28 protein-coding genes are annotated in these 26,169 nt (G+C 68.6%); 10 read left to right on the top strand and 18 right to left on the bottom strand.

Going from position 1 to position 26,169, the window contains the following annotated elements:
- The first annotated feature begins 69 nt into the window (after nucleotides 1-69).
- On the top strand, nucleotides 70-447 hold the full coding sequence (locus ABZW96_RS05910; protein ID WP_355071736.1) for a VOC family protein: 378 nt from the start codon (nucleotides 70-72) through the stop codon (nucleotides 445-447).
- A 126-nt stretch (nucleotides 448-573) separates the two neighbouring features.
- Here the strand turns inward: ABZW96_RS05910 and ABZW96_RS05905 are convergent, their stop codons facing one another.
- Complete coding sequence (locus ABZW96_RS05905) at nucleotides 574-1,425, bottom strand: SDR family oxidoreductase (protein WP_355071734.1); 852 nt, start codon at nucleotides 1,423-1,425, stop codon at nucleotides 574-576.
- A gap of 96 nt (nucleotides 1,426-1,521) precedes the next feature.
- On the opposite strand from ABZW96_RS05905, the gene ABZW96_RS05900 reads away from it, so the two are divergent.
- On the top strand, nucleotides 1,522-1,920 hold the full coding sequence (locus ABZW96_RS05900; protein WP_355071732.1) for a helix-turn-helix domain-containing protein: 399 nt from the start codon (nucleotides 1,522-1,524) through the stop codon (nucleotides 1,918-1,920).
- A gap of 36 nt (nucleotides 1,921-1,956) precedes the next feature.
- Nucleotides 1,957-2,385: a PPOX class F420-dependent oxidoreductase gene (locus tag ABZW96_RS05895; protein ID WP_355071731.1), complete on the top strand. Its 429-nt coding sequence runs from the start codon at nucleotides 1,957-1,959 to the stop codon at nucleotides 2,383-2,385.
- Nucleotides 2,386-2,761: 376 nt separating this feature from the next.
- Here ABZW96_RS05895 and ABZW96_RS05890 read toward each other — a convergent pair whose 3' ends face one another.
- The 3 genes from ABZW96_RS05890 to ABZW96_RS05880 all read right to left on the bottom strand — a co-directional run bounded on the left by ABZW96_RS05890 (nucleotide 2,762) and on the right by ABZW96_RS05880 (nucleotide 6,048).
- Nucleotides 2,762-3,469, bottom strand: coding sequence for a polysaccharide deacetylase family protein (locus ABZW96_RS05890; protein ID WP_355071729.1), 708 nt, complete (start codon nucleotides 3,467-3,469; stop codon nucleotides 2,762-2,764).
- Between the two features lie 127 nt (nucleotides 3,470-3,596).
- Nucleotides 3,597-5,000 (bottom strand): dihydrolipoyl dehydrogenase, encoded by a 1,404-nt coding sequence (gene lpdA / locus ABZW96_RS05885; protein ID WP_355071727.1) that lies wholly within the window; start codon nucleotides 4,998-5,000, stop codon nucleotides 3,597-3,599.
- A gap of 73 nt (nucleotides 5,001-5,073) precedes the next feature.
- Nucleotides 5,074-6,048, bottom strand: coding sequence for a membrane dipeptidase (locus ABZW96_RS05880; protein WP_355071725.1), 975 nt, complete (start codon nucleotides 6,046-6,048; stop codon nucleotides 5,074-5,076).
- 222 nt (nucleotides 6,049-6,270) lie between these two features.
- On the opposite strand from ABZW96_RS05880, the gene ABZW96_RS05875 reads away from it, so the two are divergent.
- Entirely contained in the window at nucleotides 6,271-6,813 is a 543-nt protein-coding gene (locus ABZW96_RS05875) for a hypothetical protein (protein WP_355071724.1), read from the top strand.
- Nucleotides 6,814-6,846: 33 nt separating this feature from the next.
- Nucleotides 6,847-8,904 (top strand): prolyl oligopeptidase family serine peptidase, encoded by a 2,058-nt coding sequence (locus ABZW96_RS05870; protein WP_355071723.1) that lies wholly within the window; start codon nucleotides 6,847-6,849, stop codon nucleotides 8,902-8,904.
- Between the two features lie 21 nt (nucleotides 8,905-8,925).
- Here ABZW96_RS05870 and ABZW96_RS05865 read toward each other — a convergent pair whose 3' ends face one another.
- The 3 genes from ABZW96_RS05865 to ABZW96_RS05855 all read right to left on the bottom strand — a co-directional run bounded on the left by ABZW96_RS05865 (nucleotide 8,926) and on the right by ABZW96_RS05855 (nucleotide 11,597).
- Complete coding sequence (locus ABZW96_RS05865) at nucleotides 8,926-9,783, bottom strand: alpha/beta fold hydrolase (RefSeq protein ID WP_355071721.1); 858 nt, start codon at nucleotides 9,781-9,783, stop codon at nucleotides 8,926-8,928.
- Between the two features lie 48 nt (nucleotides 9,784-9,831).
- On the bottom strand, nucleotides 9,832-10,464 hold the full coding sequence (locus tag ABZW96_RS05860; protein WP_355071720.1) for a TetR/AcrR family transcriptional regulator: 633 nt from the start codon (nucleotides 10,462-10,464) through the stop codon (nucleotides 9,832-9,834).
- 308 nt (nucleotides 10,465-10,772) lie between these two features.
- Nucleotides 10,773-11,597 carry an HAD-IIA family hydrolase gene (locus ABZW96_RS05855; protein ID WP_355071718.1) on the bottom strand — a complete coding sequence of 275 codons (825 nt, stop codon included), beginning with the start codon at nucleotides 11,595-11,597 and terminating at the stop codon, nucleotides 10,773-10,775.
- A gap of 54 nt (nucleotides 11,598-11,651) precedes the next feature.
- Between ABZW96_RS05855 and ABZW96_RS05850 the strand changes: the two genes are divergently transcribed.
- Nucleotides 11,652-12,335, top strand: a complete 684-nt coding sequence (locus ABZW96_RS05850; RefSeq protein ID WP_355071716.1) for a ZIP family metal transporter — start codon at nucleotides 11,652-11,654, stop codon at nucleotides 12,333-12,335.
- Nucleotides 12,336-12,348: 13 nt separating this feature from the next.
- Here the strand turns inward: ABZW96_RS05850 and ABZW96_RS05845 are convergent, their stop codons facing one another.
- Nucleotides 12,349-12,669 (bottom strand): helix-turn-helix transcriptional regulator, encoded by a 321-nt coding sequence (locus ABZW96_RS05845; protein ID WP_355071715.1) that lies wholly within the window; start codon nucleotides 12,667-12,669, stop codon nucleotides 12,349-12,351.
- On the opposite strand from ABZW96_RS05845, the gene ABZW96_RS05840 reads away from it, so the two are divergent.
- Nucleotides 12,629-13,888 carry an MFS transporter gene (locus tag ABZW96_RS05840; RefSeq protein ID WP_355071713.1) on the top strand — a complete coding sequence of 420 codons (1,260 nt, stop codon included), beginning with the start codon at nucleotides 12,629-12,631 and terminating at the stop codon, nucleotides 13,886-13,888. The two genes, ABZW96_RS05845 and ABZW96_RS05840, sit on opposite strands and share 41 nt — an antisense overlap.
- A gap of 60 nt (nucleotides 13,889-13,948) precedes the next feature.
- On the opposite strand, the gene ABZW96_RS05835 is transcribed toward ABZW96_RS05840, so the two are convergent.
- A complete protein-coding gene (locus tag ABZW96_RS05835; protein WP_355071711.1) occupies nucleotides 13,949-14,401 on the bottom strand; it encodes a MarR family transcriptional regulator in 453 nt (150 codons plus the stop codon).
- Between the two features lie 122 nt (nucleotides 14,402-14,523).
- On the opposite strand from ABZW96_RS05835, the gene ABZW96_RS05830 reads away from it, so the two are divergent.
- Nucleotides 14,524-15,522, top strand: coding sequence for a superoxide dismutase (locus ABZW96_RS05830; RefSeq protein ID WP_355071709.1), 999 nt, complete (start codon nucleotides 14,524-14,526; stop codon nucleotides 15,520-15,522).
- A 75-nt stretch (nucleotides 15,523-15,597) separates the two neighbouring features.
- Here the strand turns inward: ABZW96_RS05830 and groL are convergent, their stop codons facing one another.
- Nucleotides 15,598-17,223 (bottom strand): chaperonin GroEL, encoded by a 1,626-nt coding sequence (groL, locus tag ABZW96_RS05825; protein ID WP_355071708.1) that lies wholly within the window; start codon nucleotides 17,221-17,223, stop codon nucleotides 15,598-15,600.
- A gap of 212 nt (nucleotides 17,224-17,435) precedes the next feature.
- Nucleotides 17,436-17,729: a hypothetical protein gene (locus tag ABZW96_RS05820; RefSeq protein ID WP_355071706.1), complete on the bottom strand. Its 294-nt coding sequence runs from the start codon at nucleotides 17,727-17,729 to the stop codon at nucleotides 17,436-17,438.
- Nucleotides 17,730-17,918: 189 nt separating this feature from the next.
- Between ABZW96_RS05820 and ABZW96_RS05815 the strand changes: the two genes are divergently transcribed.
- Nucleotides 17,919-19,976, top strand: coding sequence for an NAD(+) synthase (locus ABZW96_RS05815; protein WP_355071704.1), 2,058 nt, complete (start codon nucleotides 17,919-17,921; stop codon nucleotides 19,974-19,976).
- 59 nt (nucleotides 19,977-20,035) lie between these two features.
- Complete coding sequence (locus ABZW96_RS05810) at nucleotides 20,036-20,710, top strand: suppressor of fused domain protein (RefSeq protein WP_355071702.1); 675 nt, start codon at nucleotides 20,036-20,038, stop codon at nucleotides 20,708-20,710.
- On the opposite strand, the gene ABZW96_RS05805 is transcribed toward ABZW96_RS05810, so the two are convergent.
- The 7 genes from ABZW96_RS05805 to ABZW96_RS05775 form a co-directional block, all read right to left on the bottom strand.
- Nucleotides 20,711-20,947 carry a hypothetical protein gene (locus ABZW96_RS05805; RefSeq protein ID WP_355071700.1) on the bottom strand — a complete coding sequence of 79 codons (237 nt, stop codon included), beginning with the start codon at nucleotides 20,945-20,947 and terminating at the stop codon, nucleotides 20,711-20,713.
- A 5-nt stretch (nucleotides 20,948-20,952) separates the two neighbouring features.
- Nucleotides 20,953-21,678: a Clp protease N-terminal domain-containing protein gene (locus ABZW96_RS05800; RefSeq protein WP_355071699.1), complete on the bottom strand. Its 726-nt coding sequence runs from the start codon at nucleotides 21,676-21,678 to the stop codon at nucleotides 20,953-20,955.
- A gap of 55 nt (nucleotides 21,679-21,733) precedes the next feature.
- Entirely contained in the window at nucleotides 21,734-22,822 is a 1,089-nt protein-coding gene (locus ABZW96_RS05795) for an FAD-dependent oxidoreductase (protein ID WP_355071697.1), read from the bottom strand.
- Between the two features lie 82 nt (nucleotides 22,823-22,904).
- Complete coding sequence (locus ABZW96_RS05790; protein ID WP_355071696.1) at nucleotides 22,905-23,834, bottom strand: RNA polymerase sigma-70 factor; 930 nt, start codon at nucleotides 23,832-23,834, stop codon at nucleotides 22,905-22,907.
- A 135-nt stretch (nucleotides 23,835-23,969) separates the two neighbouring features.
- Nucleotides 23,970-24,914 carry a phosphatidylcholine/phosphatidylserine synthase gene (locus ABZW96_RS05785; RefSeq protein ID WP_355071694.1) on the bottom strand — a complete coding sequence of 315 codons (945 nt, stop codon included), beginning with the start codon at nucleotides 24,912-24,914 and terminating at the stop codon, nucleotides 23,970-23,972.
- Complete coding sequence (locus tag ABZW96_RS05780; protein WP_355071692.1) at nucleotides 24,914-25,642, bottom strand: phosphatidylserine decarboxylase; 729 nt, start codon at nucleotides 25,640-25,642, stop codon at nucleotides 24,914-24,916. Before ABZW96_RS05780 ends, ABZW96_RS05785 begins: the two co-directional genes overlap by 1 nt.
- 103 nt (nucleotides 25,643-25,745) lie before the next feature.
- Nucleotides 25,746-26,018, bottom strand: a complete 273-nt coding sequence (locus tag ABZW96_RS05775) for a GlsB/YeaQ/YmgE family stress response membrane protein (protein WP_355071690.1) — start codon at nucleotides 26,016-26,018, stop codon at nucleotides 25,746-25,748.
- Nucleotides 26,019-26,169: the final 151 nt, after the last annotated feature.

The following is a 26,169-nucleotide window of genomic DNA, read 5'->3' as shown; positions in this document are numbered from 1 at the left end:
CGCAGTGCCCATTAACTCCGTACAAAGTACAGTGTACTTAGTACGGAGTTTTTCCGCCGAGGAGGGCCCATGCACATCACCGCTTCCGCCATCTCGCTCAACGTTCCCGACCCGGCCGCCTCGGCGCGGTTCCTCATCGAGCACCTCGGCTTCGAGGAGAAGATGTCGGCCGACGGGTTCGTCTCGCTGGACCGCGACGACGCCGGACTGAACGTCATCTACCTGCGCACCGGACTGGCGAGCTTCAAACCGCGGAGCGCGGCGGGCAGCGCGGGCGAAGGCCTGCTCGTCGTCTTCGTCGTCGACGACATCGATGCCGAATACGCCCGGCTGCGAGCCGAGGGCGTGCCGATCGTGACGCCCATCGAAACCGAGGAGTGGGGCGAGCGGTACTTCCAGATGAGCGATCCGAACGGGATCATCATCCAATTGGTGCAGTGGGTCTGAGTTGTGTCCGAGTGGCCGCCGCTGGCGACTTCGTCGCGCACGCGGCGGCCACTCGGACGCCAGCCGGGCCGCGAACAGCGCCTGCCCGGTCCCGCTTCGCCCTCTCCTCGAGCGGCTCGGATGATGTCAGGCGAGCGCAGCGCGGAAGACGTCGACGGCGGGAGTCACCGGGCGGCCGAGCAGTCGCGCCAGGTCGCCGGAGCGGACGTCGAGGATGCCTTGTGCGATACCGGCGTCGGCGTCGGCAAGTGCCTCGGCGAACTGGGCGGGCAATCCCGCCCCGGTCAAACCAGCCGCATAGTCGGCCTGCGGAAGGTTCTCGTAGCGCACCGGCTTGCCCGATGCCTCCGAGATCGCCTCGGCCAGTTCGGCATAGGTGAGCCGTTCGTCGCCGCCGAGTTCGTATACCCGGCCCGCGTGGCCGTCGGTGGTCAGCACCCGGGCGGCGGCTTCGGCGTAGTCTGCCCGCGCCGCGCCCGCCACGCGACCTTCACCCGCCGCGCCGTGCAGCACGCCGGACTCCACCGCGTGCGCCAGACCGCCCAGGTAGTTCTCCCAGTACCATCCGTTGCGCAGCACTGTGTGTGGCACAGCCGATTCGGCGAGCACCGCTTCGGTGCCCTTGTGTTCCTGCGCGAGAATGAGCGGATTGTCGGTCGCGCCGGGAATGCTGGTGTAGGCGAGCAATTCCACACCGGCCCGCTCAGCGGCGCGAATGACGTTGGTGTGCTGCGCCACGCGCGCGCCGAACTCGTTACCGGAGACCAGCAGCACCCGGTCGACACCCGCGAGCGCCCGGTCCAGCGCGGCCGCGTCGTCGTAGTCGGCCTGCCGGACGTCCACGCCACGCTCGGCCAGGTCGGCCACCTTCGCCGGGTCGCGCACGATCGCCACGACCGGTGTCGATCCCACCTTCAACAGCGCGTCCACTACGAGCCGGCCCAGCTGTCCGCTGGCCCCGGTCACCGCGACGGTCATGACTACCTCCAAGTTCGGCATGTTCGAATAGCACTAACTATTCGTAAGCACTATGCACCTTGTAGCCACTATGGTCAAGTTGGGTACTATCGAAGTATGTCCACCCAGCGCATTGCCTCGGCGGACGCCGACGATCCCACGCTGGAAGCCGACGTCTTCGCCCGGAACTGCACGTCGCGGCCGGTCCTGCAGAACGTCGCCAGTCGTTGGGGCACCCTGGCGCTGGTCGCGCTGCGCGAGGGGCCGTACCGGTTCAGCGCCTTGCGGCGGCGGGTCGACGGCGTCAGCGAGCGCATGCTGTCGCAGACCCTGCAGGCCCTGGAACGCGACGGCATGGTGCACCGCGAGGTGCAGGAAACCATTCCGCCCCGGGTCGAGTACACCCTCACCAACCTGGGTGTCGAGGTGGCCGACCGCTTGGAGGCGCTCATCCGGGTACTGGAAACCAACATGCCGCGCGTGCGCGAGGCGCAGGCCGCCTACCACCGCGACTGACGGGAAGAGACCAGCGTCACCACGGGTTACACGGGCATGGAACTCGCCGCCGCAGTCGATTTCGCCCGCGACCACCGCAGGTCCGTGCTCACCACGATTCGCCGCAACGGACGACCGCAACTGTCCAACGTGCTGCACGTCGTCGGCGCGGATGGCCGCATCCGCATCTCCATCACCGCCGACCGGGCGAAGTACTACAACCTCGTCCGAGACCCGTGGGCGGCGCTGCACGTGACCCGCGACGATTTCTTCGCGTATGCCGTCCTCGAAGGCACGGTCGAACTCACCCCCGTCGCCGCCGAGCCAGACGACCCCACCGTCGACGCACTCGTCGACTACTACCGCACCGCCACCGGCGAGCACCCGGACTGGGACGAATACCGCGACGCGATGGTCACCGACCGCCGCGCCTTGGTGTTGTTCACCCCGACTCACGCCTACGGCATGCTCCCGGCCGCCGGGTAGCCGAACGAATCCTGCGCCACGAACACCGACGCTACGGCGCATCGCCTCCGTCGGCGCCTGCGGCCGCGCGGGCATAGCCCACTTGCCCCGCACAAGGCGAAGCAGGGCGGCCCGTCCGGCTGAGAGCCGGGCCGAGAGCGCCCACGACTGGGTGGCCAGAACAGACGCCGGATCGGGGCGTGGGCGCGCGTAGCAGTAGCGGATACGCCGTGCCCCGCCCCACCTCGCGGCGGCTGATGCGCGCCGCCGACCGGACCTCGCCGCGCCGACCGATCGGCCCCGGCTCCCGGTCGGCGCGGGCTGCGAAATCCGCCGTCGCCCAGCAGCCCCGCGCATCGACCGCCGTCGACGACGGCCGTGCGCCGGGCCGGTCGGATCAGCGGGACATGAGATCGGACACCGTGACGAATTGGTATCCCGCGGCACGCAATTCGGTGACGATGCGCGGGATGGCGGCGATCGAGGGCTCGGCGTTGCCGTGCATGACATGCAGCAGAACGATCGACCCGGGGCGGACCTTGCCGAGCGTCTCGGCGACGATGTCGTCCGCGGTAACGCCGGCCCGGCCGGAATCGGGCTCGACGTCCCAGGTCACGGTGACGCGGTCGTGCTCGGCGAGATAATGCGGCAGCACCCACAACTTCTTGCCGTAAGGCGGACGGAAGGTGATCGGGCCCACGTAACCCGTCTGCATGATCTCGGCGTCCGTGCGCTCCACTTCGTCGCGGACCGTGCCGGGCGTCACGAAGACCATCCGCCGATGCGAATAGGTGTGATTGCCGATCTCGTGGCCCGCCGCGGCGATCGCCCGGCCGTACTCCGGGTGTTCGGCGAGATCACGCCCGTTCAGGTAGAAGGTCGCCGGAACCTGCGCGTCGGCGAGGACTTTCAGCACCTCGGGCGCGCGATCGGACGGCCCGTCGTCCAAGGTCAGCGCGACTACCCGCGCGTCGGTGTCCACCCGGCTGACCACGTGACCGGCCAACTGGAAGGTGCGCGCCTTCATCAGGTAGAAGGTGCCCGTCCCCAGCAGCACCACCACGACGAGCACCGGCACACTTCCGATCAGCCACCTGCGAAACATGCACGCTGTATAGCAGAACGCTCGCACCGATGCCGACCGCCGACGGCCCTACCGGCGCGGAAAACTTTGCCGGACAGCGAAAAAGGGCGTGCGATCATCGAACGCACGCCCTTTCGACGCGATGGGATCAGAAGTTGATCATGTGGCCGGCCAAGCCGTGGAAGGCTTCCTGGAGGGCCTCGCTGAGCGTCGGGTGAGTGTGGACGTTGCGGGTCAGCTCGTTGACCGTCAGGTCCCACTTCTGCGCGAGGGTGAGTTCGGGCAGCAGTTCGGAGACGTCCGGGCCGATGAGGTGCCCGCCGATCAGCTCGCCGTACTTGGCGTCGGCGACGAGCTTGACGAAACCGGTCGGGTCGCCGAGGCCGTGGGCCTTGCCGTTGGCGGTGAACGGGAAGGTCGCGACCTTCACGTCGTAGCCCTCGTCACGGGCCTGCTGCTCGGTCAGGCCGAAGCTGGCGACCTGCGGCTGGCAGAAGGTGGCGCGCGGCATCATCCGGTAGTCGCCGAGGGGAACGGTCTCCGCACCCGCGATGGTCTCGGCCGCGACCACGCCTTGGGCCTCCGCGACGTGCGCGAGCTGCAGTTTTCCGGTGACGTCGCCGATCGCGTAGATGTGCGGCACGTTGGTGCGCATGTAGTCGTCGATCCCGATCGCGCCCCGGTCGGTGACCACGACGCCCGTGGTCTCCAGGCCGTAGCCGTCGACGCGCGGGGCGAAGCCGACGGCCTGCAGCACCTTGTCCACGGTGACGGTCTCGATCGACCCGGTCTTGTTGTCCTTGATCGCGACGGTGACCTTGGCGCCGTCGTCCTCGATGGACTGCACGGCCGCACCGGTGGTGATGGTGATGCCGAGCTTCTTGTACTGCTTGGTGATCTCCTTGGAGACGTCCGCGTCCTCGTTCGGCAACGCGCGATCGAGGAACTCCACGATGCGCACGTCGACGCCGTAGTTCTTCAGGACGTAGCCGAACTCCATGCCGATCGCGCCCGCGCCGACGATGAGGATCGAGCCGGGCAGGTCACGGGTGAGGATCTGCTCCTCGTAGGTGACCACGTTGGCGCTGAGCTGAGTGCCGGGCAGCAGCTTGGTGACGGTACCCGCCGCGATGATCGCGTTGTCGAAGGTGATCGACTCGGTGCCGCCCTTGGTGAGCTCGACCGAGAGCGAGTTCGGGCCGGTGAAGGTGCCCTTGCCGTCGAACTCGTCGATCTTGTTCTTCTTCATCAGGAAGTGGACGCCCTTGACCCGGCCGTCGGCGACCTTGCGGCTGCGGTCGAAGGCGACCCCGAAGTCGAAGTTCACCTCACCGGAGATGCCGAAGGTCTTCGCCTCCTTGGTGAAGATGTGGGCGAGCTCGGCGTTGCGCAGCAGCGCCTTGGACGGGATGCAGCCGACGTTGAGGCACACACCACCCCAGTATTTCTGCTCGACGATCGCTGTTCGCAGGCCGAGTTGAGCGGCGCGGATAGCGGCGACGTATCCGCCGGGACCAGCGCCGAGAACGACGACATCGTAGTGGGAAGTCACGACCCGAGCCTAACTCCGCAGCGGGTAGTTCACCCACCCATCCCCCACCACAGTGAGGCGTGGGCCACACCCGTCAGCTACGCCAGACCTGACGGGCGACGCGGCGGAAGTTTTCACCGAAGATCGCGGCTCGGTCGGCGGAGGTGAAGCCACGCTGGGAGAGGGCCGCGTCGAGGGTGGGGACTTCGGAGGGGCCGAGGAGGTCTTCGGGCGGAGTCCAGTGGAGGGGCCCCCATTGGGTGTACGCCTCGGAGAAGGCCTCGGGGTTCTGCTGTAGTTCGGCGTTGAAGTCGTCGGCGTCGAAGGAGTAGTCCGAACCTATGCCGATGTGTTCGATCCCGACGAGCTCGACGCCGTACTCGATGTGGCGGGCCATCGCCGCGATCCGCTCGGCGCGCTCGTGGGGCGCGTTGCGGCCGAGGAAGATGCCGACGCCGTTGATGCCGATGACACCGCCGGTCGCGGCGCAGGCGCGCGCTTGGTCGTCGGTGATGTTGCGCGGGTGGTCCCACAGCGCGGCGAAATTGGAGTGGCTGTAGATCATCGGGACGACGCTCAGCTCGGCCAGCTCCAGCCCGGTGCGCCGGGAACAGTGCGAACCGTCGGCGAACATGCCGACTTCGTTCAACGCGTGAACGAGATCGCGCCCGTAACCGGTGAGCCCGGTGTCCTCGGTGTCCAGGCAGCCGCAGCCCGCGGCGTTGGCGTGGTTGTAGGCGGGCAGCAACGACCGCACGCCGAGGTCGTAGAAGCGAGCGACGTTGTCCAGGTCGCCGCCCAGCGGCCCGGCGTCCTCCAGATCGAAGGCCAGCGCGATGGTGTCCGCGGCCCCGATGTCCGCCACGGTCTCGACGAGGCGGAACCGACCGTCCGCCATGGCATCCCGGCGGAATCGATCCAGCAGCGCCATGGAGTCCGCGGTCGATTGCCGGGAGTAGCCGACGTTCACCGACAGATACGATCCGGCCGGGTAGCGCGCGAGGTCGCCGATGCGCGCGGCGGGCGACAGCGGCAGACAGCAGTGCTGTTCCCAGAGAAAGGGGGGCAACCTCGAACCTCCTGGTCGGATCCAGCCTCGGAGCAGCGATCCTACTGTTGGCGCCGAGCGAGCACAGGCGCGCAGCGAACGCCGGGCCGCCGAGCCGCCGTGCCGTGACCGAGTTGCCGCGACCGCCAACACTTTTCGCCCTCACCCACCGGTAACGAGGCATCCACCTGGACCGATGCATGTTATACATCAATCCCTCCTGTGCCCGAAGGCGGTGCGACCATGCGTCGCTTGCTTCTCCTGTTCGTCTCCTTCGTGACCCTCGCCGGTCTTTTCGTCGCCCCCGCCCCGGCTTCCGCCGCCCCGGCGTGCGCCTCCGGCTGGGGTTCGATACCCAAGGTGAGCCGAGCCCGGATGCTCACGCCGCTGACCGGGATCCGCGCCGGACGGCACGACTGCTTCGACCGCCTGGTGCTCGACATCGCCGGTCCGGTGACCGGTTATCACGTCGGCTACGTCGAGCGAGTGGTCATGGACGGCTCCGGCGCACCCGTCACGCTGCGCGGCGGCGCGTTCCTGAGCATCGCCGTCTACGCCCCGGCCTACGACGACGCGTTCAACCCCACCTACACCCCCGCGAATCGGGCCGAACTCGCCGACGTGCGGGACTACCGGACCTTCCGCCAGGTGGCCTGGGCCGGTTCCTTCGAAGGTCAGGCCAACGTCGGATTGGGCACGCGCGCGCGATTGCCGTTCCAGGTGTCCACCCTGGCCGGGCCGGGCAGCGGATCGCGCATCGTGATCGACGTAGCGCACTCCTGGTGACCCCGCGCCGCGCGGCTCGGCAACAATGTGGGGATGAGCGGCGTTGAGCGGAATGTGACCGATCCCTACCTCTGGCTGGAAGAAGTGACCGGCGAGCGCGCTCTGGACTGGGCTCGCGCGCACAACACGGTCGTGCGCGCCCGGTTCGCCGACTCCGATCGCTTCCGCGACCTGGAGCGACGCATCCTCGACATGCTCGACACCGACACCAAGATCGCCTACCCATCCCGCCGCGGGCCCTGGCTCTACAACTTCTGGCGGGACGCCCAGCATCCGCGCGGCCTCTGGCGGCGCACCACGTTCGCCGAGTACGCCGAGGACGCGCCGGACTGGGACGTGCTGATCGACCTGGACGCGGTGGCCGCCGACGAGGACGAGAACTGGGTGTGGGGCGGCGCGGCGGTGCTGCGCCCGGAACAGTCCCGCGCGCTGATCAGCCTGTCGCGCGGCGGCGCGGACGCGAAGGTCGTCCGCGAGTTCGACATGGAGCGCAGGGTGTTCCTCGATCCGGCCGATGGCGGGTTCTTCCTGCCCGAGGCCAAGTCGGAGATCCGCTGGATCGACATCGACTCGGTGTACGTGGGCACCGACTTCGGCCCTGGCACACTGACCGATTCGGGATATCCGCGCATCGCGAAACGCTGGCGGCGCGGTACCGCGCTGGAGGAGGCGACCACCGTCTTCGAGGGCGAGAGCGGCGATGTCGCGGTCTCGGCGGGTTACGACCGCACGCCGGGTTACGAACGGCACTACGTCGGCCGCGCCACCGACTTCTTCAACGAAGAGGTCTACCTGTTGGAGGACGACGGCGCCCTGCGGCACCTCGACATCCCCACCGACGCCAGTGAGTCCTGGTACAAGGACTGGCTGCTGGTGCGGCTGAAGTCGCCGTGGGAGGTCGGCGGCACGAGCTATCCCGCAGGCGCGCTGCTGGCCATCGACTTCGAGAAGTTCCTCTCCGGCGCACGGGAATTCGAGGTGATCTTCACCCCGGACGCGCACACCTCGCTGCACGGCTACGGCTGGACCGAGAACCACCTGCTGCTGGTCACGCTCGAGGACGTGCAGACCAAGCTCTACGTGCTGACGCCGGGATCCGACGGCTGGCGCCGCGAGCCGCTTGCCGATACCCCGCCGATGGCCACCACCAGCGTCCTCAATCTCGACCCGCTGGAGAGCGGCGACGAGTTCATGCTCAACACCAGCGGCTTCACCACCCCGGCGACGCTGCTGGCCAGTGCTGTCGGTGGGCGCACCGAGCGGCTCAAACAGGAACCCGGATTCTTCGACGCCGACGGGGTGGAGACCGAGCAGTTCTTCGCCACATCCGACGACGGCACGCCGGTGCCGTACTTCGTGATCCGCCATCGTGACCGGAAGGACGCGCCGGGGCCGACGGTGATGTCCGGCTACGGCGGTTTCGAAGTGTCCCGAACCCCCGCATACAGCGGCGCGTCCGGCATGGGCTGGTTGGAGCGCGGCGGGACGTGGGTGATGACGAACATCCGTGGCGGCGGCGAGTACGGACCGCAGTGGCACACCTCGGTGCAGAAAGCGAACCGGCACAAGGTGTACGAGGACTTCTCCTCGATCGCGAAAGACCTCGTCGCGCGCGGCATCACCACCGCGGACCAGCTCGGCGCGGTGGGCGGCAGCAACGGCGGACTGCTCATGGGTGTGATGCTGACCCGCTACCCCGAATTGTTCGGCGCCATCGTCTGCCAGGTGCCGCTGCTGGATATGAAGCGCTACCACCTGCTGCTCGCGGGCGCTTCGTGGATGGCCGAGTACGGTGACCCGGACAAACCGGAGGAATGGGAGTACATCGGCAAGTACTCGCCCTACCAGAACGCGCACGCCGACCGCGCCTATCCGCCGATCCTGCTCACTACCTCGACCAGGGACGACCGGGTGCACCCCGGCCATGCCCGCAAGATGGCCGCCCTGCTCGAGGAGCAGGGCCACGAGTTCTGGTACCACGAGAACATCGAAGGCGGCCACGGCGGCGCGGCCGACAACAAGCAGTCGGCCTTCCAGGCGGCGCTGATCTACGAGTTCTTCACCCAGATGCTGATCGAACGACGCGGCTGACGGATCGGCGCGCAGGAACGCTCAGCGGTCGCGCAACCACTTCTCGATCTGGTCGACGGTGCTGGTGTACTGCCGGATCCAGCCGTTGTGGCCTAACGGTTCCGACTGGCGCCAGCGCGTCACCTCCGCGTTGGGCAGTTTCTCCAGCAGATGCTCGGCGGAGCTGGGCGGGGTGAGGTCGTCGCCGGTGATCGTGATGGACAGCACCGGGAGTTTCAGCCGCGCGATGCGCTCCTCGTAGTCGATGTCCGCGCCGACCGGAACGAACCGGCCGGTGCGCGCCAGCCGGGCCCAGTCGGAGATCAGCACCTTGGACTGGCGGCCGAAACCCATCGAGACACGGTCACCGGGCCAGAAGCCGGCCAGGTTGGCCGTCAGCGAGATCGCCGCGGTGCCGACCAGCATGCCCGGACCCGAAAGTCCCCGATAGCCACGGTAATAGGGGGTGCCGGAGGCGACCAGGATCAGCCCGCCGAGCCTGCCACGGACGCGCGCGGCGTACATGACGCCGAGCTGGCCGCCCATGCTGTGACCGAGCAGGTACGGCGTGCTGTCCGGGAACTGCTCGCGGACCACCTCGAAGATCGCCGGGAAGTCCACCGAGACCAGTTCGTGGTAGCCGAAGGTGCTGGCGGAGCTCGGCTTCGGCCTGCTGTCGCCGTTGCCGCGCAGCTCGCCGATGGCCACGTCGAACCCGCGCGCGGCCAATCCCGAGGCGAACAGTTCGTAGTAGCCCCCCGGAACGCCGAGCCCGGGCACGATCACCAGCACCGGTCGCGGCGTGTCCGGACCCACCGCGTGCCGGTGCGGGCCCCCGGCGGGGATCAACCGCACCGGGACCGTTGTGCCGTCCGGCATCTGGATCGGAACTGTTTGCATCCCCGCACGTTACCGCGCTCATCGCGCCCGATCCCGCAGGCCGGGACGCTATGCGCGGACCGCGCCGATGATCACCCTGCTGAGCACCCGGATCACGTCGTCGAGCGGCGGGCGCGGCTCCGCGCCGCTCCACGAGTCGACCACATAGTTGACACCGCCGATGATGGCGAGCATCCGCATTTCGTAGTCGCCCGCGGGTATCTCACCGTGCAGGGCGGCGTCTTCGGCAGCGCCGGCCAGCAGCGAACCCCACTCCCGGCGCACCGCGAGACGGAACTTTTCCACCTTCGGGCCCGCGCCGACCACTTCCACCAGGGCGACGCGTGCCTTGCGCGGATCGGAACCGATGGATTCGACGTAGGCGCGAACCGCGGCGTCGATGACGTCCAGGGCCTTCGCGCCGGACTTCGCGTCCAACGCTTTCTTCACGGCGTCCCGCGACTCCCGGTCGATCTGCTCGTACAGCTCTAGGAGCAGGGACTCGCGCCCGGTGAACTCCTCGTAGAACTGTCGCGAGGAGAGTCCGGCGTCCTTGCATATGGCGCCGACCGAACTGTTGGCGTAGCCGTCCCGCGCGAAGACCGTCAGGCCTGACTCCAGAAAACGCGCACGCCGCTGACGTTGCCGGTCCTCCACGGGTTGCCCGGCATACATTCGACCCGTATTCGCATCCTGTGACATTGGGGCAGACAATACAGAAGGGCCCGAACTCATCGTCACGGATCGGGCCCTTCGTTACAACCCTCGACCAATCTACGGTTAGCCGAAAGTTGGCTGAGCAGTTGCTACCTCATCAAATGGTCGCCGGACAGAAGCCCGGCGACCATAGTAGCTTGCGCACAAGCACTCTTTTCCACGGATCGAGCATTCGGCAACTCCGATCTGGGCCGTAGGGGATTTCTTGTCACTGGCTATTTGCCGGAACAGACGATACCTAGCAGCGTCGCGCTTGCGGGCAATTTTAGAGGGAAACTGTAGAATTTTTTGTTTCATTCCGATTCGTCGGTTACGGCGAGTTCGCCGGCTCCCACCGAACCGCCCAGCAATTCCGGCAGATCGACCACGGAATCGATGACGTGATCCGGCGCGCGGTCGGCCGACGCCAGCACGCCCGGCCGGAATTTGCCGGTGCGCACCAGCACGCCGGTCAACCCGACGTCCTGCGCCGCAAGCACATCCGAGTACAGATCGTCACCGATCATCACGACCTCCGCCGGCTCGAGGCGCATCAGCCCCGCGGCGGTCCGGAAACCGGGGGCCGCGGGCTTGCCCACCACCTCGATGCGGGCATTGCCCGCCGCCTCCAAGCCGGGCAGATACGCCCCCGCGTCGATACGCAATCCGTCCGCGGTCGCCCAGGTCAGTCCGCTGTGCATGGCGACGACGGGCACGCCGTCCAGCATCAGTTCCGCCACTCGACTCAGTGCGGCATGGGTGAATTCCGCTCCCGCACCGCCGATCACGACCACGTCCGGATGTTCCTCGTCGAGCCGGAGACCGGCGAGGTCGGCATCGATGTCGCCGTGGTTGAGCACCCAGACGGCGGCGCCGGGGTAGCGCCCGCGCACGAACTCGGCGGTGAGTCTTGCGGCGGTGACGATCTCGGCGGGTTCGACCTCGATACCCGCGCCGCACAGGCGTTCCGCGATCTCGGCGCAGGTACGCGAAGTGGTGTTGGTCAGAAACGCCCGGCGCAGGCCGCTCTCCCGGATCCGGCGCACCGCTGCGGCGGCGCCCGCGATCTCCCGCCAGGAGGTCACCAGGACGCCGTCGATGTCGTAGAGCACGCCTCGGATCCGGACGCGGTCAGGCATGGCTTCAGCGTACGACCGAACCGATGGCCCGGCATGCCGACTTAGGGTGTTCCCATGATGAAGGCGCTGCTCTACGGACTCGGCACGGCCGTACCGCTGGTCTTGGGCGCTGCCATCGGGTCGCGGTGGCAACTGCCCAAGGCGGTGCTCGCCTCCCTGATGGCCTTCGGCGCGGGCACGATGATCGCGGCGGTGTCCACCGAGCTGTTCGAGCCCGCCTTTCGCCAGAACGCGACGATCGCCGCGATCGCGCTGCTCGCGGGCGCGGGGGTCTACGTGGTGGCCGATCACCTCATCGAGAACAAGCTCGGTCCCCGCGCGCTCGGCTGGGCGCTGATGCTGGGCGCGGTGCTGGACGGCGTCCCGGAGAACACGGCGCTCGGCGTCACACTGACCGGTGGCGGCGGACTGGTGCTGCTGGTGGCAGTGGCCGTGGGCAACGTGCCCGAGGCGATCAGCGGAGCCGCGCTGATGCGCGACCAGCACGGCGTGGCGCGGCACCGCGCCCTCTGGCTGTGGACGGCGACCGGCGCGGTGCTCGTACTGGTCACGATGCTCGGAAACGCGTTGTCGGACAACTTGTCCGAGACCCACATCGGCGCGGTGCAAGCGTTCGCCGGCGGTGCCACGATCGCGGTACTGGCCGACTCACTGATGCCGGAGGCCTACCGAGAAGGCGGCTGGTGGGTCGGAATGGCCACGGCGGCCGGGTTTCTCGTGGCTTTCATCTTGCGCTGACCGGCGGCGGTCGTCAGCGCCGCGCGCCGCTGATGACCGCGTCCAGCAGGCCGGGGAAGCGCTGATTCAAATCTTCGCGCCGTAGCGCGACCAGCCGATTGCGGCCGGAGACGAACGTCATCGTGACGCCCGCGTCCCGCAGCACCTTCCAGTGGTGCGAGGCGGTGGCCGCCGTGATCTCCACATCGAACTCTCGGACATTGCAGCTCAACGGTTCCCGTTCCCCGGCGAGCGCGCGCACCAGTTCCAGGCGCACCGGGTCGGCGAGCGCGCTCAGCACGCGGACCAGATCGATGTCGGCGGTACTCGGCTGCGGCAGCGTACGCATCTCCATTCCCCGATCATTTGACAACAATCGAATTGTATCTCACGCTCATCCTATGATGTTTCGACAATCATCAAATAATCTCTACCGGTCGCTCCTCCCGCTCGCCGTAGGCACTTTCGTGCTCGGCACCGACGGCTTCGTACTCAGCGGCCTGCTTCCGCTGATCGCCGCCGATCTGCACGTCTCCGTGTCCACCGCCGGGCAGCTGACCACGATCTTCGCCTGGACCTACGCCATCGCCGCACCGCTGATCGCGGCGGCGACCGGGTCCTGGGATCGCCGCGTGCTGCTCGGTGGCGGCGCCGCGCTCTTCGTGGTCGGCATGATCGGGCAGGCCGCCGGGGAGAGCTTCGGCGTCATGGCCGCGGCGCGCGTCGTCGCGGCCATCGGGGCGGCGGCCTTCCAGGCCAACGCGTACGCCGTCGCCGGCGTCGTCGCCGATGAAGCCCATCGGGGGCGGGCACTGGCGATCGTGACGGCGGGTATCACGCTGTCCAGCGTCGCGGGCGTGCCGATCGGCATCTTCGCCGAGCGCTGGATCGGCTGGCGCGGCGTGCTGTGGGGCATCGCGCTCGGCGGAGCCATCGCCGCGCTGCTGGTATTGCTACTGCCACGGGTGACCCTGCCGAGCACGGGACTGCGCGCCCGGATCGGCGTGCTGACCCGTCCGCCGGTGCTGCGGGTGCTGATCGTGACGACAACGCAGATCACCGCCGTCTACACCACCATCGTCTACCTGCCCGTGGTGGTCGCGGCATCGGTGCCGCAGAACATGCTCGCCTGGCTGTTGCTGGCCATGGGCATCGGCCAGGTGATCGGCAACGCGCAGGCCGGGCGGGCGGTCGACCGCTACGGCCCGCAGCGCACGCTGACGGTGGGACTCGCGGGCGCGCTGGTCGGCCTCGCACTGCTCGGCGTGGCCGTACATGCCGCGTGGGCGGTGTTCGTGGTGCTCGCCATCACCGGACTGTTCGGTTCGGCGATCCTGGTTCCGCAACAGCATCGGCTGTTCGGCATCGCCCATGACGCGCCCACCGTCGCCCTCGGCCTGAACGGATCGGCCATCTACCTCGGCGCGGGAATCGGGTCGATCATCGGTGCGACCGTGCTGGATTCCTCCGGCAGCCAGTGGCTCCCGTGGACCTCCACGCTCATCGCATGCCTCGCCCTCGCCCTCGCGCTCCAGAAGACCCAATCCCCCACCAGGGCTCCAGTTCCGGCATGAGCTACCCGTCGCCGGGATCGGGCGGGGCACTCGCCATACCGCGTGCCCCGCTACCGGCGACTAAGCGGCAGGGCCGGGGCGGATCGAGTCCAATCGGTCGGCACAGCGAGTCAGCAAGTCCTGCAAGGAGGCTCGCTCGGCGTCGGTGAATTCTTCGGCCAAGGCGCGTTCGACTCGGACGGCGCGGGCGTCCGCGTCGCGCATGACCGCCGCGCCCTTCTCGGTCAACGTGGTCTCCAGGACGTTCTTGTGCCACGGGTGCGGGGTGCGCTCGATGAGCCCGCGGTCCTGCAGATTGCCCAGCACGGTGTTCATCGAGGGCGGGGTGACGCCGCAGAGCCGGGCCAGGGCGGCGGCGGAGATACCGGGATTCTCGGCGAGGAACAGCAGCGCGGCGTATTGGGGCACGGTGACGCCCGCCGGTTTCAACGCGGCGTTCTTGGCCGTGTTGAGGGACTGCTCGGCCCGTTTGAGGTACGAGCCGATCCGTTCGGCGGCGGGCATCGACGTCATAAGCGCATGGTATCCGCACGTCTTCTTGTTTCAGTCTTGACTGATATTAGAGTTCTAACTTAGATTCGAACAAGATGCTTGATGTGAGCACATTTGCATGCATGATCTCTAAGAGGTAATCGATGCCCCACGCACTACCCCTCCGCCTGCTGTCGAGCCTGGCCGCAGCCAGCGCCTGCCTCCCGCTCGTCGCCTGCGGCACCAGCGACGAACCGAACACTGCCGTCCACACCGCCTACGAACTGCCGGGCGACCGGGCCTACCCCGAGGGCATCGCGGTGGACGCGCGGACGGGAGACAGCTACGTCGGCTCCTACACCACCGGCGCCGTCTATCGCGCGACGCAAAACGCGCACCGAGCCGAGGTCTTCCTGCCCGAAGGCGCGAACAACCACAAGACCGCCAACGGCTTGAAAGTCGACGCGGCCGGACGGCTGTGGGTGACCGACTCGACAACCGGCGTCGCGGTGTACGACATCGCGACCCGCGCGCTGCTCGCCGACTTCACCGTGCCCGGAAGCGAGCCCCGCTTCGTGAACGATCTCGCCATCACCCCGGACGGCACGGCGTATCTGACCGACAGCACACGTGCGCTCGTCTATCGCGTGACACCCGATCAACTGGCCGCCGCCAGAGCGCAGGGTGGGCGAGCCGAACTGACCCCACGGTTCGACCTGCACTCCGCGCTGCCGCCGATCGAGCCGGGCGGCTTCAGCCTCAACGGCATCGTCGCCGATCCGGCAGGCCGCTATCTGCTCACGGTCGACATGCCGCGCGGCGACTTGTACCGCATCGCGTTGACTCCGGACCCGAATCCGATCCGCAAGGTGGCCTTGCGCGGTGGCGATCTGCGTCAGGGCGACGGACTGGAACTGCGCGACGACACCCTGTGGGCCGCGCACAACACGACCAACACCATCAGCCGCTGGACCCTCTCCGACGACGGCGCCACGGCCACGCTCGCGCAGCAACGCACCGACGAAGCCCTGTCCATCCCCACCACCCTGGCCCGCGCCGGTGACCGGATCCTGATCGTCTCCTCCCAATTCGACAAGGGCGGCCCGATGGCCCCCGGCACCCCGAAGACGCCTTTCACCGTCGTCACTCTCGACGGAATCTGACCCGGAACGCCGGAAGCCGGCCCACCTCGCGGTGGACCGGCTTCCGGTTCGAAATGTGTTGCCGGGTAGCCGGACTCAGAAGTCCATGCCGCCCATGCCACCGGTCGGGTCGCCGGCGGGAGCGGCGGCCTTCTCCGGCTTGTCGGCGACAACGGCCTCCGTGGTCAGGAACAGAGCCGCGATCGAGGCCGCGTTCTGCAGCGCCGAACGGGTGACCTTGACCGGGTCGGCGACACCGGCGGCCAGCAGGTCCTCGTACTCGCCCGAGTCGGCGTTCAGGCCGTGACCCGCGGGCAGGTTGGCGACCTTCTCGGCGACCACGCCGGGCTCGAGGCCCGCGTTGAACGCGATCTGCTTCAGCGGAGCCGACAGCGCGACCTTCACGATGTTCGCGCCGGTGGCCTCGTCACCGGTGAGCTTCAGCTCCTCCAGCGCCGGAGCCGACTGCAGCAGGGCCACGCCACCACCGGCGACGATGCCCTCCTCCACGGCAGCCTTCGCGTTGCGGACGGCGTCCTCGATGCGGTGCTTGCGCTCCTTGAGCTCCACCTCGGTGGCCGCGCCCGCCTTGATCACCGCGACACCGCCGGCCAGCTTGGCCAGACGCTCCTGCAGCTTCTCCCGGTCGTAGTCCGAGTCGGAGTTCTCGATCTCGGTACGGATCTGCGCGACCCGGCCCTTGATCGCCTCCGCGTCGCCCGCGCCCTCGACGATGGTGGTCTCGTCCTTGGTGACGACGACCTTGCGCGCCTGGCCGAGCAGCTCGACGCCGGCGTTCTCCAGCGACAGGCCGACCTCTTCGCTGATGACCTCGCCACCGGTCAGGATGGCGATATCGGCCAGCTGAGCCTTGCGGCGGTCACCGAAGCCGGGAGCCTTCACGGCGACCGACTTGAAGGTGCCGCGGATCTTGTTGACCACCAGGGTGGACAGGGCCTCGCCCTCGACGTCCTCGGCGATGATCAGCAGCGGCTTGCCCGCCTGGATGACCTTCTCCAGCAGCGGCAGCAGGTCCTTGACGGTGGAGACCTTCGAGCCGACCAGCAGGATGTACGGGTCCTCGAGGACCGCTTCCTGACGCTCCGGGTCGGTGACGAAGTAGCCGGAGATGTAGCCCTTGTCGAAGCGCATGCCCTCGGTGAGCTCCAGCTGGAGACCGAAGGTGTTGCTCTCCTCGACGGTGATGACGCCTTCCTTGCCGACCTTGTCCATGGCCTCGGCGATCAGCTCACCGATGGACGCGTCGCCTGCCGAGATACCGGCGGTGGCGGCGATCTGCTCCTTGGTCTCGACCTCCTTGGCGGTGTCGAGCAGCTTGGCGGTGACGGCCTCGACGGCCTTCTCGATGCCGCGCTTCAGGCCCAGCGGGTTCGCGCCGGCCGCGACGTTGCGCAGGCCCTCGCGCACCAGCGCCTGGGCGAGCACGGTCGCGGTGGTGGTGCCGTCGCCCGCGACGTCGTCGGTCTTCTTGGCGACTTCCTTGACCAGCTCGGCGCCGATCTTCTCGTACGGGTCCTCCAGCTCGATCTCCTTGGCGATGGACACACCATCGTTGGTGATCGTGGGGGCGCCCCACTTCTTCTCCAGGACAACGTTGCGACCCTTGGGGCCCAGCGTCACCTTGACCGCGTCGGCGAGGCTGTTCAGACCCCGCTCGAGGCCGCGGCGGGCCTCTTCGTCATACGCAATTGTCTTGGCCATGGCGTTGTTGAGATCCTCCATGTGTATGGCTGACACACAGGACGACCGCCGGTTGGGTCGCCCCAGTTACGCTGGCCAGGTTCGGTGCCCGCGACGGACGACCGAGGGTGTCTAGGGAACCCGGTCTCACCGTCCCGACCTGGCACTCACAGGTCGAGAGTGCCAAAAGCATTTTTAGCACTCAGGGGTGCCGAGTGCAAGGTCCGCGCGGGCTAGGGGCGGTCGTCGACACGGAGCACCAGCGCGACGAACGCGTCGGTACGGCGTTCCTCCGGGGTGCGGGGCTCGCCGTCCTCGACGGTGACGAGCTCGGCGTCGTGCAGCAGCAACTCCGCCTCCACCCGCATGATCGCGCGAATGAACGGCGGGGCGACGTCGGGCGGCAGGTCGCCGTTCACCACGTAGCTGCCGTCCGGTTGGGACTCGGTGGACACATACGAAAGCGCGCGCAGCAGATCTGCGCGCCGTTCCCCCGCTATTAGGTCGGAATCCGTTTCATCCGCCATTGCTATAGCTTAGCCGCCAGTGGTTCACATCTTCGGCCGGACGATTCGCGCCGCCCGGCGCCGACGATGAAAGCGCAGGTCACAACACCCCTCCTGGGGACAGGGTGAACCAGGCACCGCGCCGAGGCGGCCGGGGCGGCGTAGATTCCGGGTGGACCATGATCAACCTCAGCCCGGAAGGGGACGCGGGTGGACGACCTGCCGTTCGATTCGCTCTACCGGCACGGCTTCGCCCGGGTGGCGGTCGCGGTACCCCGGATCCGGGTGGCCGATCCCGCCTACAACGTGGAACAGACCGTCGAGCTGGCCACGCAAGCCGCGGCGGCCCGGGCGGTGCTCACGGTGTTCCCCGAGCTGGGCCTCTCCTCCTACACCGCCGACGACCTGTTCCACCAGGACGCGCTGGACGCGGCGGTGGAGGCGGCGCTCGCCAGGGTGGTCGCGGCGAGTACGGACATCGACACGGTGCTCGTGGTGGGCGCGCCGCTGCGGGTGCACCACCGGTTGTTCAACTGCGCGATCGTGATCTGCCGGGGCATCGTGCTCGGCGTGGCGCCGAAGAGCTACCTGCCGAACTATCGGGAGTTCTACGAGAAGCGTCAGTTCGCGGCGGCGCGGGAGGCGCTGGAGGATCACGTCACCGTCGCCGGGCACCGGGCGCCGTTCGGATCCGACCTGTTGTTCCGCGCGAGCAATCTGGACGACTTCGTCTTCCACCTGGAGATCTGTGAGGACGGCTGGGTTCCGTTGCCGCCCAGCGGCTTCGCCGCGCTGGCCGGGGCGACCGTGCTGATCAACCTGTCCGCGAGCAACATCGTGATCGGCAAGGCGGACTACCGGCGGTCGCTGTGCACCTCGCATTCGGCGCGCTATCTCGCGGCATACCTGTACTCCGCCGCGGGGACCGGCGAGTCGACCACCGACCTCGCCTGGGACGGCCAGGCACTGATCTGCGAGAACGGCGACCTGCTCGCGGAGGGCGAGCGGTTCTCCGATCATCCCCAGCTGGTCACCGCCGACCTGGACCTGCGCCGCCTCGCCGCGGACCGGCTGCGCACCACCAGCTTCGCCGACAACGTGCACGACCACCGCGACCGGCTGACCTCGCTGCGGCACATCGACGTGCGGCTGCCCGTCCCCGAGGCCCCGGTGGCGCTGGAGCGCGAGCTCGCGCGCTTCCCCTACGTCCCCGCCGACCCCGCCTTGCGCAACGAGCGCTGCGCCGAGGTGCACCACATCCAGGTTGAGGGCTTGAGCACGCGATTGCGCGCCACCGGCACGCAGCGCGTGGTGATCGGGGTCTCCGGCGGCTTGGACTCCACGCAGGCGCTGATCGTGGCGGCCAAGACGATGGACCGGCTCGGCCTGCCCCGGGAGAACGTGCTTGCCTACACCATGCCCGGCTTCGCGACCAGCACCAGGACCAGGACCGACGCGCACCGCCTGATGGCCGCCCTCGGCGTCACGGCGCGCGAGATCGACATCACCCCATCGGCGACGCAGATGCTGCGCGACCTCGGCCATCCGGCCGCCGACGGCGCGCCGGTGTACGACATCACCTACGAGAACGTGCAGGCGGGCGAGCGGACCTCGCACCTGTTCCGGCTGGCCAATATGCACGGCGCGCTGGTGGTCGGCACCGGCGACCTCAGCGAACTCGCGCTGGGCTGGTGCACGTTCGGCGTCGGCGATCACATGGCGCACTACAGCGTGAACGCGTCGGTGCCCAAGACGCTGATCAAGTACCTGATCGCCTGGGCGGTGGACACCGAGCAGTTCGGCGCCGAAGCGAACGAGGTGCTCTCGTCGATCCTGCGCACCGAGATCTCGCCGGAGCTGATTCCGCACGAGGACTCCTCCGCGCCGGCCCAGAGCTCCGAGGCCACCGTCGGTCCATACGAATTGCAGGACTTCCACCTCTATTACCTGTTGCGCTTCGGCTACCTGCCCAGCCGTATCGCCTACCTGGCCTGGCACGCCTGGTCCGATCCGGCGACCGGCCGCTGGCCCGATCTGGTCCCCGCCGACCAGCGCAACGCCTACGACCTCGCCACCGTCAAGCACTGGCTGGGCGAGTTCCTACGCCGCTTCGTGCAGACCAGCCAGTTCAAGCGCTCGACGCTGCCGAACGCGCCGAAGGTCGGCTCCGGCGGCTCGCTCTCGCCGCGCGGCGACTGGCGCGCGCCGAGTGACGCGTCCGCGGCTGCCTGGCTGGACGAGCTCGCCCGCAACGTGCCGGATGCCTGACCGGCGCGGTGTCCGACGCCCCGGATAGGGCCCGACGCACCCCTGCCTATGGTGGCTGCGTGAGTGAGAGATCCGGCTGGGATGCCATCGACGGTGCGTTGCGGCCGCTGTACGGCGACATCGAACCCTTCCATTGGGCCTCCGACCACCCGTGGTCGCTGGGCGGGTCCGACCCTCTCGACGGGATCAGCGCCTACTCCCGCACCGATCCGGTGCCGCACTGGCACTACGTCAGCTATGGGATGACCGAGCTGTACGAGAAGGAATGGGACAACCCGGCGGAGTCCGGCTGGGGCTTCGAGTTCACCTTCCGCTTGGCGCGCGGGCCCGAGAACACCGAACCGCCCGCGTGGCCTGCGAACTTCATGCAGAACCTCGCCCACTACGTCTTCCAGTCCGGCAAGTGGTTCGAACCGGGGCACACCATCAAGACGAACGGGCCGATCGCGGCCGACCACGCGGACTGCACCAATCACGCGGTCTGCTTCACGACGGACCCGGAACTGGGCGCCATCGACAGCCCGCACGGCCGCGTGCTGTTCCTGCAGATCGTCGGGTTGACCATGCGGGAGTACCGCGCAGCGCAAGGCGGGCGCGCCCTCGCACTGCTCGCCGAGCTGGAACCGCGACTACCTTTGTTCGTCACCGACATTCATCGCGAACCGTTGGTTCCCGAGCCGAAACCGCAAGCCCGCTGGCCCCGATGGGGCGGCGGCCTGGCCGGACGAGGGTGATCACGCCGCCCAGGTCGCGTGGTGTGCGACCGGAACGGCCGCGCGTGGTCCGCGGATACCGGCTCCCCGCGTGCGCAGCGCCCGGCGATGGCGCGCCCGCGCGGCGTGCGCGCCCCGCAATCCGTTGACGACGTTGCGAATCTCGTGCGCGGCAACCGATCGCCGGGCCACGCCGATCACCAGCAAGAGCACCGCGAGGGCGAGCGCGGTCCACGCACGAAACTTCCCGTCGCCCATCGGAATCAGGACTTCTCGGTCTTGATAACCGCGAGCAGCTCGCCCAGATGCGCTTCGGCGCTCGCCTTGTCGACGCCGAGATCACTGAGCAGACCGGCGCCGTTCTCCTGTTCCAGCAGCGCCAGCAGCATGTGCTCGGTGCCGATGTAGTTGTGCCCCAGCCGAAGCGCCTCACGGAAGGTGAGTTCCAGGACCTTCTTGGCCTCCGCGCCGAACGGGATCAGCGCGGGGATGTCCCCCTCGGCCTGCGGCAACGACGCGGAAGCGGCGGCGGCGATCACGTCGACGGACACGCCCTGGTGGACGAGTTCGTGCACCGCGAGACCTTGGGGTTCGGTGAGCAACCCCAGCACCATGTGCCCGAGGGAGATCTCCCGATTGCCCGCGGTACGCGCGGCCTCCTGCGCCGCCATCACGACCGCCCGCGCTCGCGGGGTGAAACGGGCGAAGCCCGCGTTCGGGTCCATGGCCGCCGCGGCGGCCGGATCGGGCACCTTGGGCACGAACCGCTTCTGCGCGGCCTGCTTGGTGACGCCCATGCTTGCGCCGATATCGGTCCACGAGGCGCCGGAGCGCCGGGCCTGGTCAACGAAGTGGCCGATCAGGTGGTCGGCCACTTCACCCAGGTGATTCGCCACGACGACGGCATCGGACAGCTGTTCGAGCACATTGTCGGGACGGGCTTTCTTGATGCCGTCGATCAGGTCGTCGAGGCGGAATTGTTCGGTCATGCGTCAACCATAAGTTGACGATGACCCATCGTCAACCGTTAGTTGACGATGCGACTCACGGGCGCGCAGACCAGGCCGCGCCGCGCACGATGCGTTCCTTCACCCACGCGGCCGTGCGCCCGGTCAGCACCGTCCTGGCCGGTGCGTCGTCGGCGCGCACCGCTTGGACGACCCCGTCTCCGCGACCCAGGCTGAGGCACTGGAGCACATAGCGGAACCGCAGCTCCTTCGGCTCACGACCACGCATCAGGGCGACGGCGGAGTCCGCCGCGTGCTTGCCGGTCGGCAGCGCCGTGGCACACGCCATGCGCAGTTCGCGTCCGCCGGGCCCTGCGACCACGGCGGCGTCACCTGCGGCGAAAACGTCCGGGTGCGACACCGAACGCAACGTGGCGTCGGTGAGCACCCGACCGTCGGGATCCACCGCCAGACCGGAGCGGGCGGCGAGGTCGGGCACCCGGAAACCGGTGGTCCACACCGTCGCGGCGGCCGCAACCAGTGAGCCGTCGGCCAAGCGCGGCCCTTCGGCTGTCACCTCGATCACCTTGGCGCCGGACCGGATCTCGACTCCGAGTCGCTCGAGCGTCCGCGTGATGTGCGCCTGCGCCCGCGCCGACAGCCAGGCGCCCGGCTCCTCCGATCCGAGCAGCACCACCCGGGACTCCGGATGCGATTCGGCCAGTTCCGCCGCCAGCTCGATGCCGGTGGCTCCGGCGCCGACGATCGCCACCGGTCCGCCCGCCACGGCCAGACCGCGCACGTCTTCCTGCGTGGCGACCGAAAAGGCGTGTTCGGCGACGCCGGGGACGCTCGCGAGATCGGCGACGCTACCAAGGGCGTAGATCAAAGTGTCGTAATCGAGTGCGGGCGCAGTGTCGAGCACCACCCGACGCGCGACCGTATCGATCTCCGTCGCCAGGGCTTGCACGAAGGCGATGCCCTTGCTTTCCAGCGATTCCCGCAGATCCCATGCCGCGATCCGCTGCCCGGCCGCCTGCTGATGCAGCCGTACCCGCTCGACGAAGAACGCGTGCGCGTCCACCACGGTGATCCGAGCGTCCCGCGCCGTGCGAGCGAGCCTGCGGGCCGCCGCCAGTCCCGCGTACCCCGCGCCGAGAACGACGATCCGATGCTGTCCGGTCATTGCTGAGGCTCCTTTCGATCGGCCATCAACACTCAGACCGGACAGGGCCCCGATCCCTGACAGACCGGTGCCGTGAAGCGCGTCACAGCGGACGGCGAAGCCGGTCCGGCATTGTGTCCACCGCGCCCGCCGACCCGCTCGCCCCGGCGAAATAGGCGAGCTTGTCCGGATTCACGATCAACCGCAGCGCGGTGACCGCACCGTCGGCCACGTCCACCGCGACCACGAGCAGTGGCGCACCGTTCACCCGTGCGACCGCGGCGGGCGCGCCGTTGACCTCCTCCACGACCAGCCGCATGCCGGGCACCTCCCAGCGCATGAGCCCGACGAGGTACCGCGCCACCTGCGCCGCACCTCGCACGGGACGGCGCGCCGCGTTCACCTTGCCGCCGCCGTCGGCCGTCGCGCTCACGTCGGCGGCGAGCATCCGCTCCAGCGACGCGACGTCGCCGTCGCGCGCCGCCTTCAGGAACCGCTCGACCAACTCGCGGGCATGGTCGGGCGTGATACCGAAGCGGGGGCGGTCCTCTCGTACCCGCAGGCCCGCCCTGCGGAAGATCTGCTGCGAGTTCGTCTCGGTGATATCGAGCATGTCGGCGATCTCGCGGTGCGCGTATCCGAACGCCTCGCGCAAGACAAAGACCGCGCGTTCGAGCGGGGTCAGCCGCTCCAGCGCGGTCAGCAGCGCGAGCGAGACCTGTTCGCGCTCCTCGACGGTCTCCAGCGGTCCGAGCTCGCCTCGCGCGGTCGGCACCGGTTCGGGCAGCCACGGCCCGACGTAGCTCTCCCGCCGGGCCCGCGCCGAAACGAGCCAGGTGCGGCACAGATTCACCAGCGCCGTGGTCAGCCAGGCCTCGGCGGAGCGGATACCGCCGCGGTCGGCGCCGTCCCAGCGCAGATAGGTCTCCTGCACCGCGTCCTCGGCCTCACCTGCCGAGCCGAGCATCCGATAGGCGAGCGCGAACAAGCGCGGTCGATGCCCCTCGAATTCCCGCAAACCGTCCGGCTCCATACGCACCTTCCTCCACCCGCCCGACGGACATGACCGTACCGCTCCCAGCGCAGCGCGCGGAGGTGCCGATGCGCCGATCCGGCGACACGGCGCATTGGCACGGCGAAGTGGAAGCGGCCGCTCCGGAAGCCGCCGCTAGAGCTCGGCGCGCGGCGGCCCATCACCGTTCTGGCGTTGCTTCGCCCCAGGTCGGCGCAGCCGCAGCCGGGCCGAGCCACGGATCGCCGGACGCGGGATGGTCGGACGCGGAATCGCCGGACGACGGATGCCTGGCAGCCGCCGGTCCGCCCGTCGTTGCGCACGCCGCTCGGCGGGTTTGTGCGTCCAGGTCTCCGGACGCGCGGCCACCCAGCGCTGGGAATGCCAGGCGAACGGGATGTGGCCCAGATATAACGCGACCAGCACCAGCAGCAGCACGATCGGATACGTGACCAGCGCCGCGGCGGCGAGCGCGACCAGCACCAGCAGCCCGGCCGCGGCCTGCGGCGCCACCGACACCGATTTCATGGCCAGCGTCGGGATGGTGCTGACGCACAGCGCGGCCGAGAACACCGTCCACGCCGCGACCTCGTAGAAGCCGACCCACCAGCCGTCGCCGAACTGCACGAACAGGGCCACCGGCACCATCGCGATGAGCGCGCCCGCCGGAGCGGGCACACCGACGAAGTACTCCCGCGACCAATCCGGCCGGGTGTCGTCGTCCATCAGGGTGTTGAACCGGGCCAGGCGCAGCACGATGCTGACGGCGAACAGCAGCGCGACGATCCAGCCGACGCTGTTGCTGCTGAGCAGGGTCACGTACAGCACCAACGCGGGGGCGACGCCGAAGGAGATGGCATCCGACAACGAGTCGAGCTCGGCGCCCATCTTCGTGGTTGCGTCGAGCATTCTGGCCAGCCTGCCGTCGAGGGTGTCCAGCACGGCCGCCGCGCCGATCATGGCCAGCGCGATACCGAGTTTGCCGTCGAGGCCGAACTTCACCGCCGACAGCCCGGCGCACAGCGCCAGGATGGTGACGATGCTCGGCAGCAGGCGGACGGACCGCCGCCTGCGCCGCTGGGTGGATACCGCCGCTTCCATCACGCGTCAGCGGATGTGCCGAGCACGGCGAGCACTGTCTCGCCGCCGATGGTGCGCTGGCCGGGCTGCACGAGCAGTTCGGTGCCCGCCGGGAAGTAGGTGTCGACCCGCGAGCCGAAGCGGATCAGGCCGTAGGTGTCGGCGATGGTCAGCACGTCGCCGACCTGGGCGTCGCAGACGATCCGGCGCGCGAGCAGCCCGGCGATCTGCACCACGACGACCTGGTCGCCCTCCGGCGTCTGGAGCACCATGCTGTTGCGCTCGTTCACCGAGCTCGCCTCGGGCAGGTCGGCGGAGCGGAATTGGCCGGGCTGGTGCAGCACGGTGCGCACGACGCCGGAGACCGGTGTGCGCTGCACGTGGACGTCCAGCACGGACAGGAAGATGCTCACGCGCGGCAGCGGCGCGTCGCCGAGACCCAGCTCGGCGGGGGGAGCGGCCGTGTCGACCAAGGCGATCTCGCCATCCGCCGGGGCGACCACGACGCCCGGCCGGTTCGGCGGCACGCGACGCGGGTGACGGAAGAAGGTCGCACAGGCCGCGGCGGCGAAGAGTCCGGTGCGCCGCACCCATTTGCGCTTGCCGCCGACCACGGCGACCGCCAAGGGTGCGGCGACGAACGGAAGCCCGGCGGGATGCAACGGAGGGATCGCGTTGCGGACCAGATCGACGACGTGGCCGACTCCGGTGCGTTCAGGCGTGCCGGGCGGGGTGGGACGGCGGGCCACAGGCTCCTCTTTCGTGCTCGATGCAGACGGTTTGCGCCATACCGACGATAGGACCGGCGCAAGCGTTCACACCTTACGGGAAAGGAGCCTGTGGCACGCGGGGTCAGGACCTGACTCGGGCGCCGGTGACCAGTCGAACCAGGAACAACAGGATGATGGCACCGCCCAGACAGGTGAAGAAGCTGAACCAAAGGCCGCCACCCTCGACGTCGACTCCGAGCAGCTTCAGCAGGAACCCACCGAGCAGACCGCCGACCACCCCGACGACAATATTGAGCAAGATGCCCTGTTGGGCGTCCGTCTTCATGAACTTGCTCGCGATCCATCCGGCAAGACCGCCGATGATGATCCATCCGATAATCCCGAGACCGAGCATGGTGTCCTCGCATTCAGTTGGGCCACGCCTCGTGCAGCAGTGGCGTGCTTCGACGTGATACCCACCGATTGTCGGAATACGCGCGGCAGATGAGCGACTTTCAAGCTAATATGAGGAAGCCTCATGTCTGTTCGCCAATGGACAGTGGCTG

Source organism: Nocardia sp. NPDC004168 (genome assembly GCF_040610355.1).
GTDB lineage: Bacteria > Actinomycetota > Actinomycetes > Mycobacteriales > Mycobacteriaceae > Nocardia > Nocardia sichangensis.
The sequence above is the reverse complement of the archived record's forward strand: the minus strand, read 5'-3'. Positions and strand labels throughout refer to the sequence as shown.

Excerpts from the sequence above, each read along its gene's own strand:
- ABZW96_RS05910 (WP_355071736.1), top strand. The coding sequence starts at position 70 with ATGCACATCACCGCTTCCGCCATCTCGCTCAACGTTCCCGACCCGGCC.
- ABZW96_RS05905 (WP_355071734.1), bottom strand. The coding sequence starts at position 1,425 with ATGACCGTCGCGGTGACCGGGGCCAGCGGACAGCTGGGCCGGCTCGTA.
- ABZW96_RS05900 (WP_355071732.1), top strand. The coding sequence starts at position 1,522 with ATGTCCACCCAGCGCATTGCCTCGGCGGACGCCGACGATCCCACGCTG.
- ABZW96_RS05895 (WP_355071731.1), top strand. The coding sequence starts at position 1,957 with ATGGAACTCGCCGCCGCAGTCGATTTCGCCCGCGACCACCGCAGGTCC.
- ABZW96_RS05890 (WP_355071729.1), bottom strand. The coding sequence starts at position 3,469 with ATGTTTCGCAGGTGGCTGATCGGAAGTGTGCCGGTGCTCGTCGTGGTG.
- ABZW96_RS05875 (WP_355071724.1), top strand. The coding sequence starts at position 6,271 with ATGCGTCGCTTGCTTCTCCTGTTCGTCTCCTTCGTGACCCTCGCCGGT.
- ABZW96_RS05870 (WP_355071723.1), top strand. The coding sequence starts at position 6,847 with ATGAGCGGCGTTGAGCGGAATGTGACCGATCCCTACCTCTGGCTGGAA.
- ABZW96_RS05865 (WP_355071721.1), bottom strand. The coding sequence starts at position 9,783 with ATGCAAACAGTTCCGATCCAGATGCCGGACGGCACAACGGTCCCGGTG.
- ABZW96_RS05860 (WP_355071720.1), bottom strand. The coding sequence starts at position 10,464 with ATGTCACAGGATGCGAATACGGGTCGAATGTATGCCGGGCAACCCGTG.
- ABZW96_RS05855 (WP_355071718.1), bottom strand. The coding sequence starts at position 11,597 with ATGCCTGACCGCGTCCGGATCCGAGGCGTGCTCTACGACATCGACGGC.
- ABZW96_RS05850 (WP_355071716.1), top strand. The coding sequence starts at position 11,652 with ATGATGAAGGCGCTGCTCTACGGACTCGGCACGGCCGTACCGCTGGTC.
- ABZW96_RS05840 (WP_355071713.1), top strand. The coding sequence starts at position 12,629 with ATGTCGGCGGTACTCGGCTGCGGCAGCGTACGCATCTCCATTCCCCGA.
- ABZW96_RS05845 (WP_355071715.1), bottom strand. The coding sequence starts at position 12,669 with ATGGAGATGCGTACGCTGCCGCAGCCGAGTACCGCCGACATCGATCTG.
- ABZW96_RS05835 (WP_355071711.1), bottom strand. The coding sequence starts at position 14,401 with ATGACGTCGATGCCCGCCGCCGAACGGATCGGCTCGTACCTCAAACGG.
- ABZW96_RS05830 (WP_355071709.1), top strand. The coding sequence starts at position 14,524 with ATGCCCCACGCACTACCCCTCCGCCTGCTGTCGAGCCTGGCCGCAGCC.
- groL (WP_355071708.1), bottom strand. The coding sequence starts at position 17,223 with ATGGCCAAGACAATTGCGTATGACGAAGAGGCCCGCCGCGGCCTCGAG.
- ABZW96_RS05820 (WP_355071706.1), bottom strand. The coding sequence starts at position 17,729 with ATGGCGGATGAAACGGATTCCGACCTAATAGCGGGGGAACGGCGCGCA.
- ABZW96_RS05805 (WP_355071700.1), bottom strand. The coding sequence starts at position 20,947 with ATGGGCGACGGGAAGTTTCGTGCGTGGACCGCGCTCGCCCTCGCGGTG.
- ABZW96_RS05800 (WP_355071699.1), bottom strand. The coding sequence starts at position 21,678 with ATGACCGAACAATTCCGCCTCGACGACCTGATCGACGGCATCAAGAAA.
- ABZW96_RS05795 (WP_355071697.1), bottom strand. The coding sequence starts at position 22,822 with ATGACCGGACAGCATCGGATCGTCGTTCTCGGCGCGGGGTACGCGGGA.
- ABZW96_RS05790 (WP_355071696.1), bottom strand. The coding sequence starts at position 23,834 with ATGGAGCCGGACGGTTTGCGGGAATTCGAGGGGCATCGACCGCGCTTG.
- ABZW96_RS05785 (WP_355071694.1), bottom strand. The coding sequence starts at position 24,914 with ATGGAAGCGGCGGTATCCACCCAGCGGCGCAGGCGGCGGTCCGTCCGC.
- ABZW96_RS05775 (WP_355071690.1), bottom strand. The coding sequence starts at position 26,018 with ATGCTCGGTCTCGGGATTATCGGATGGATCATCATCGGCGGTCTTGCC.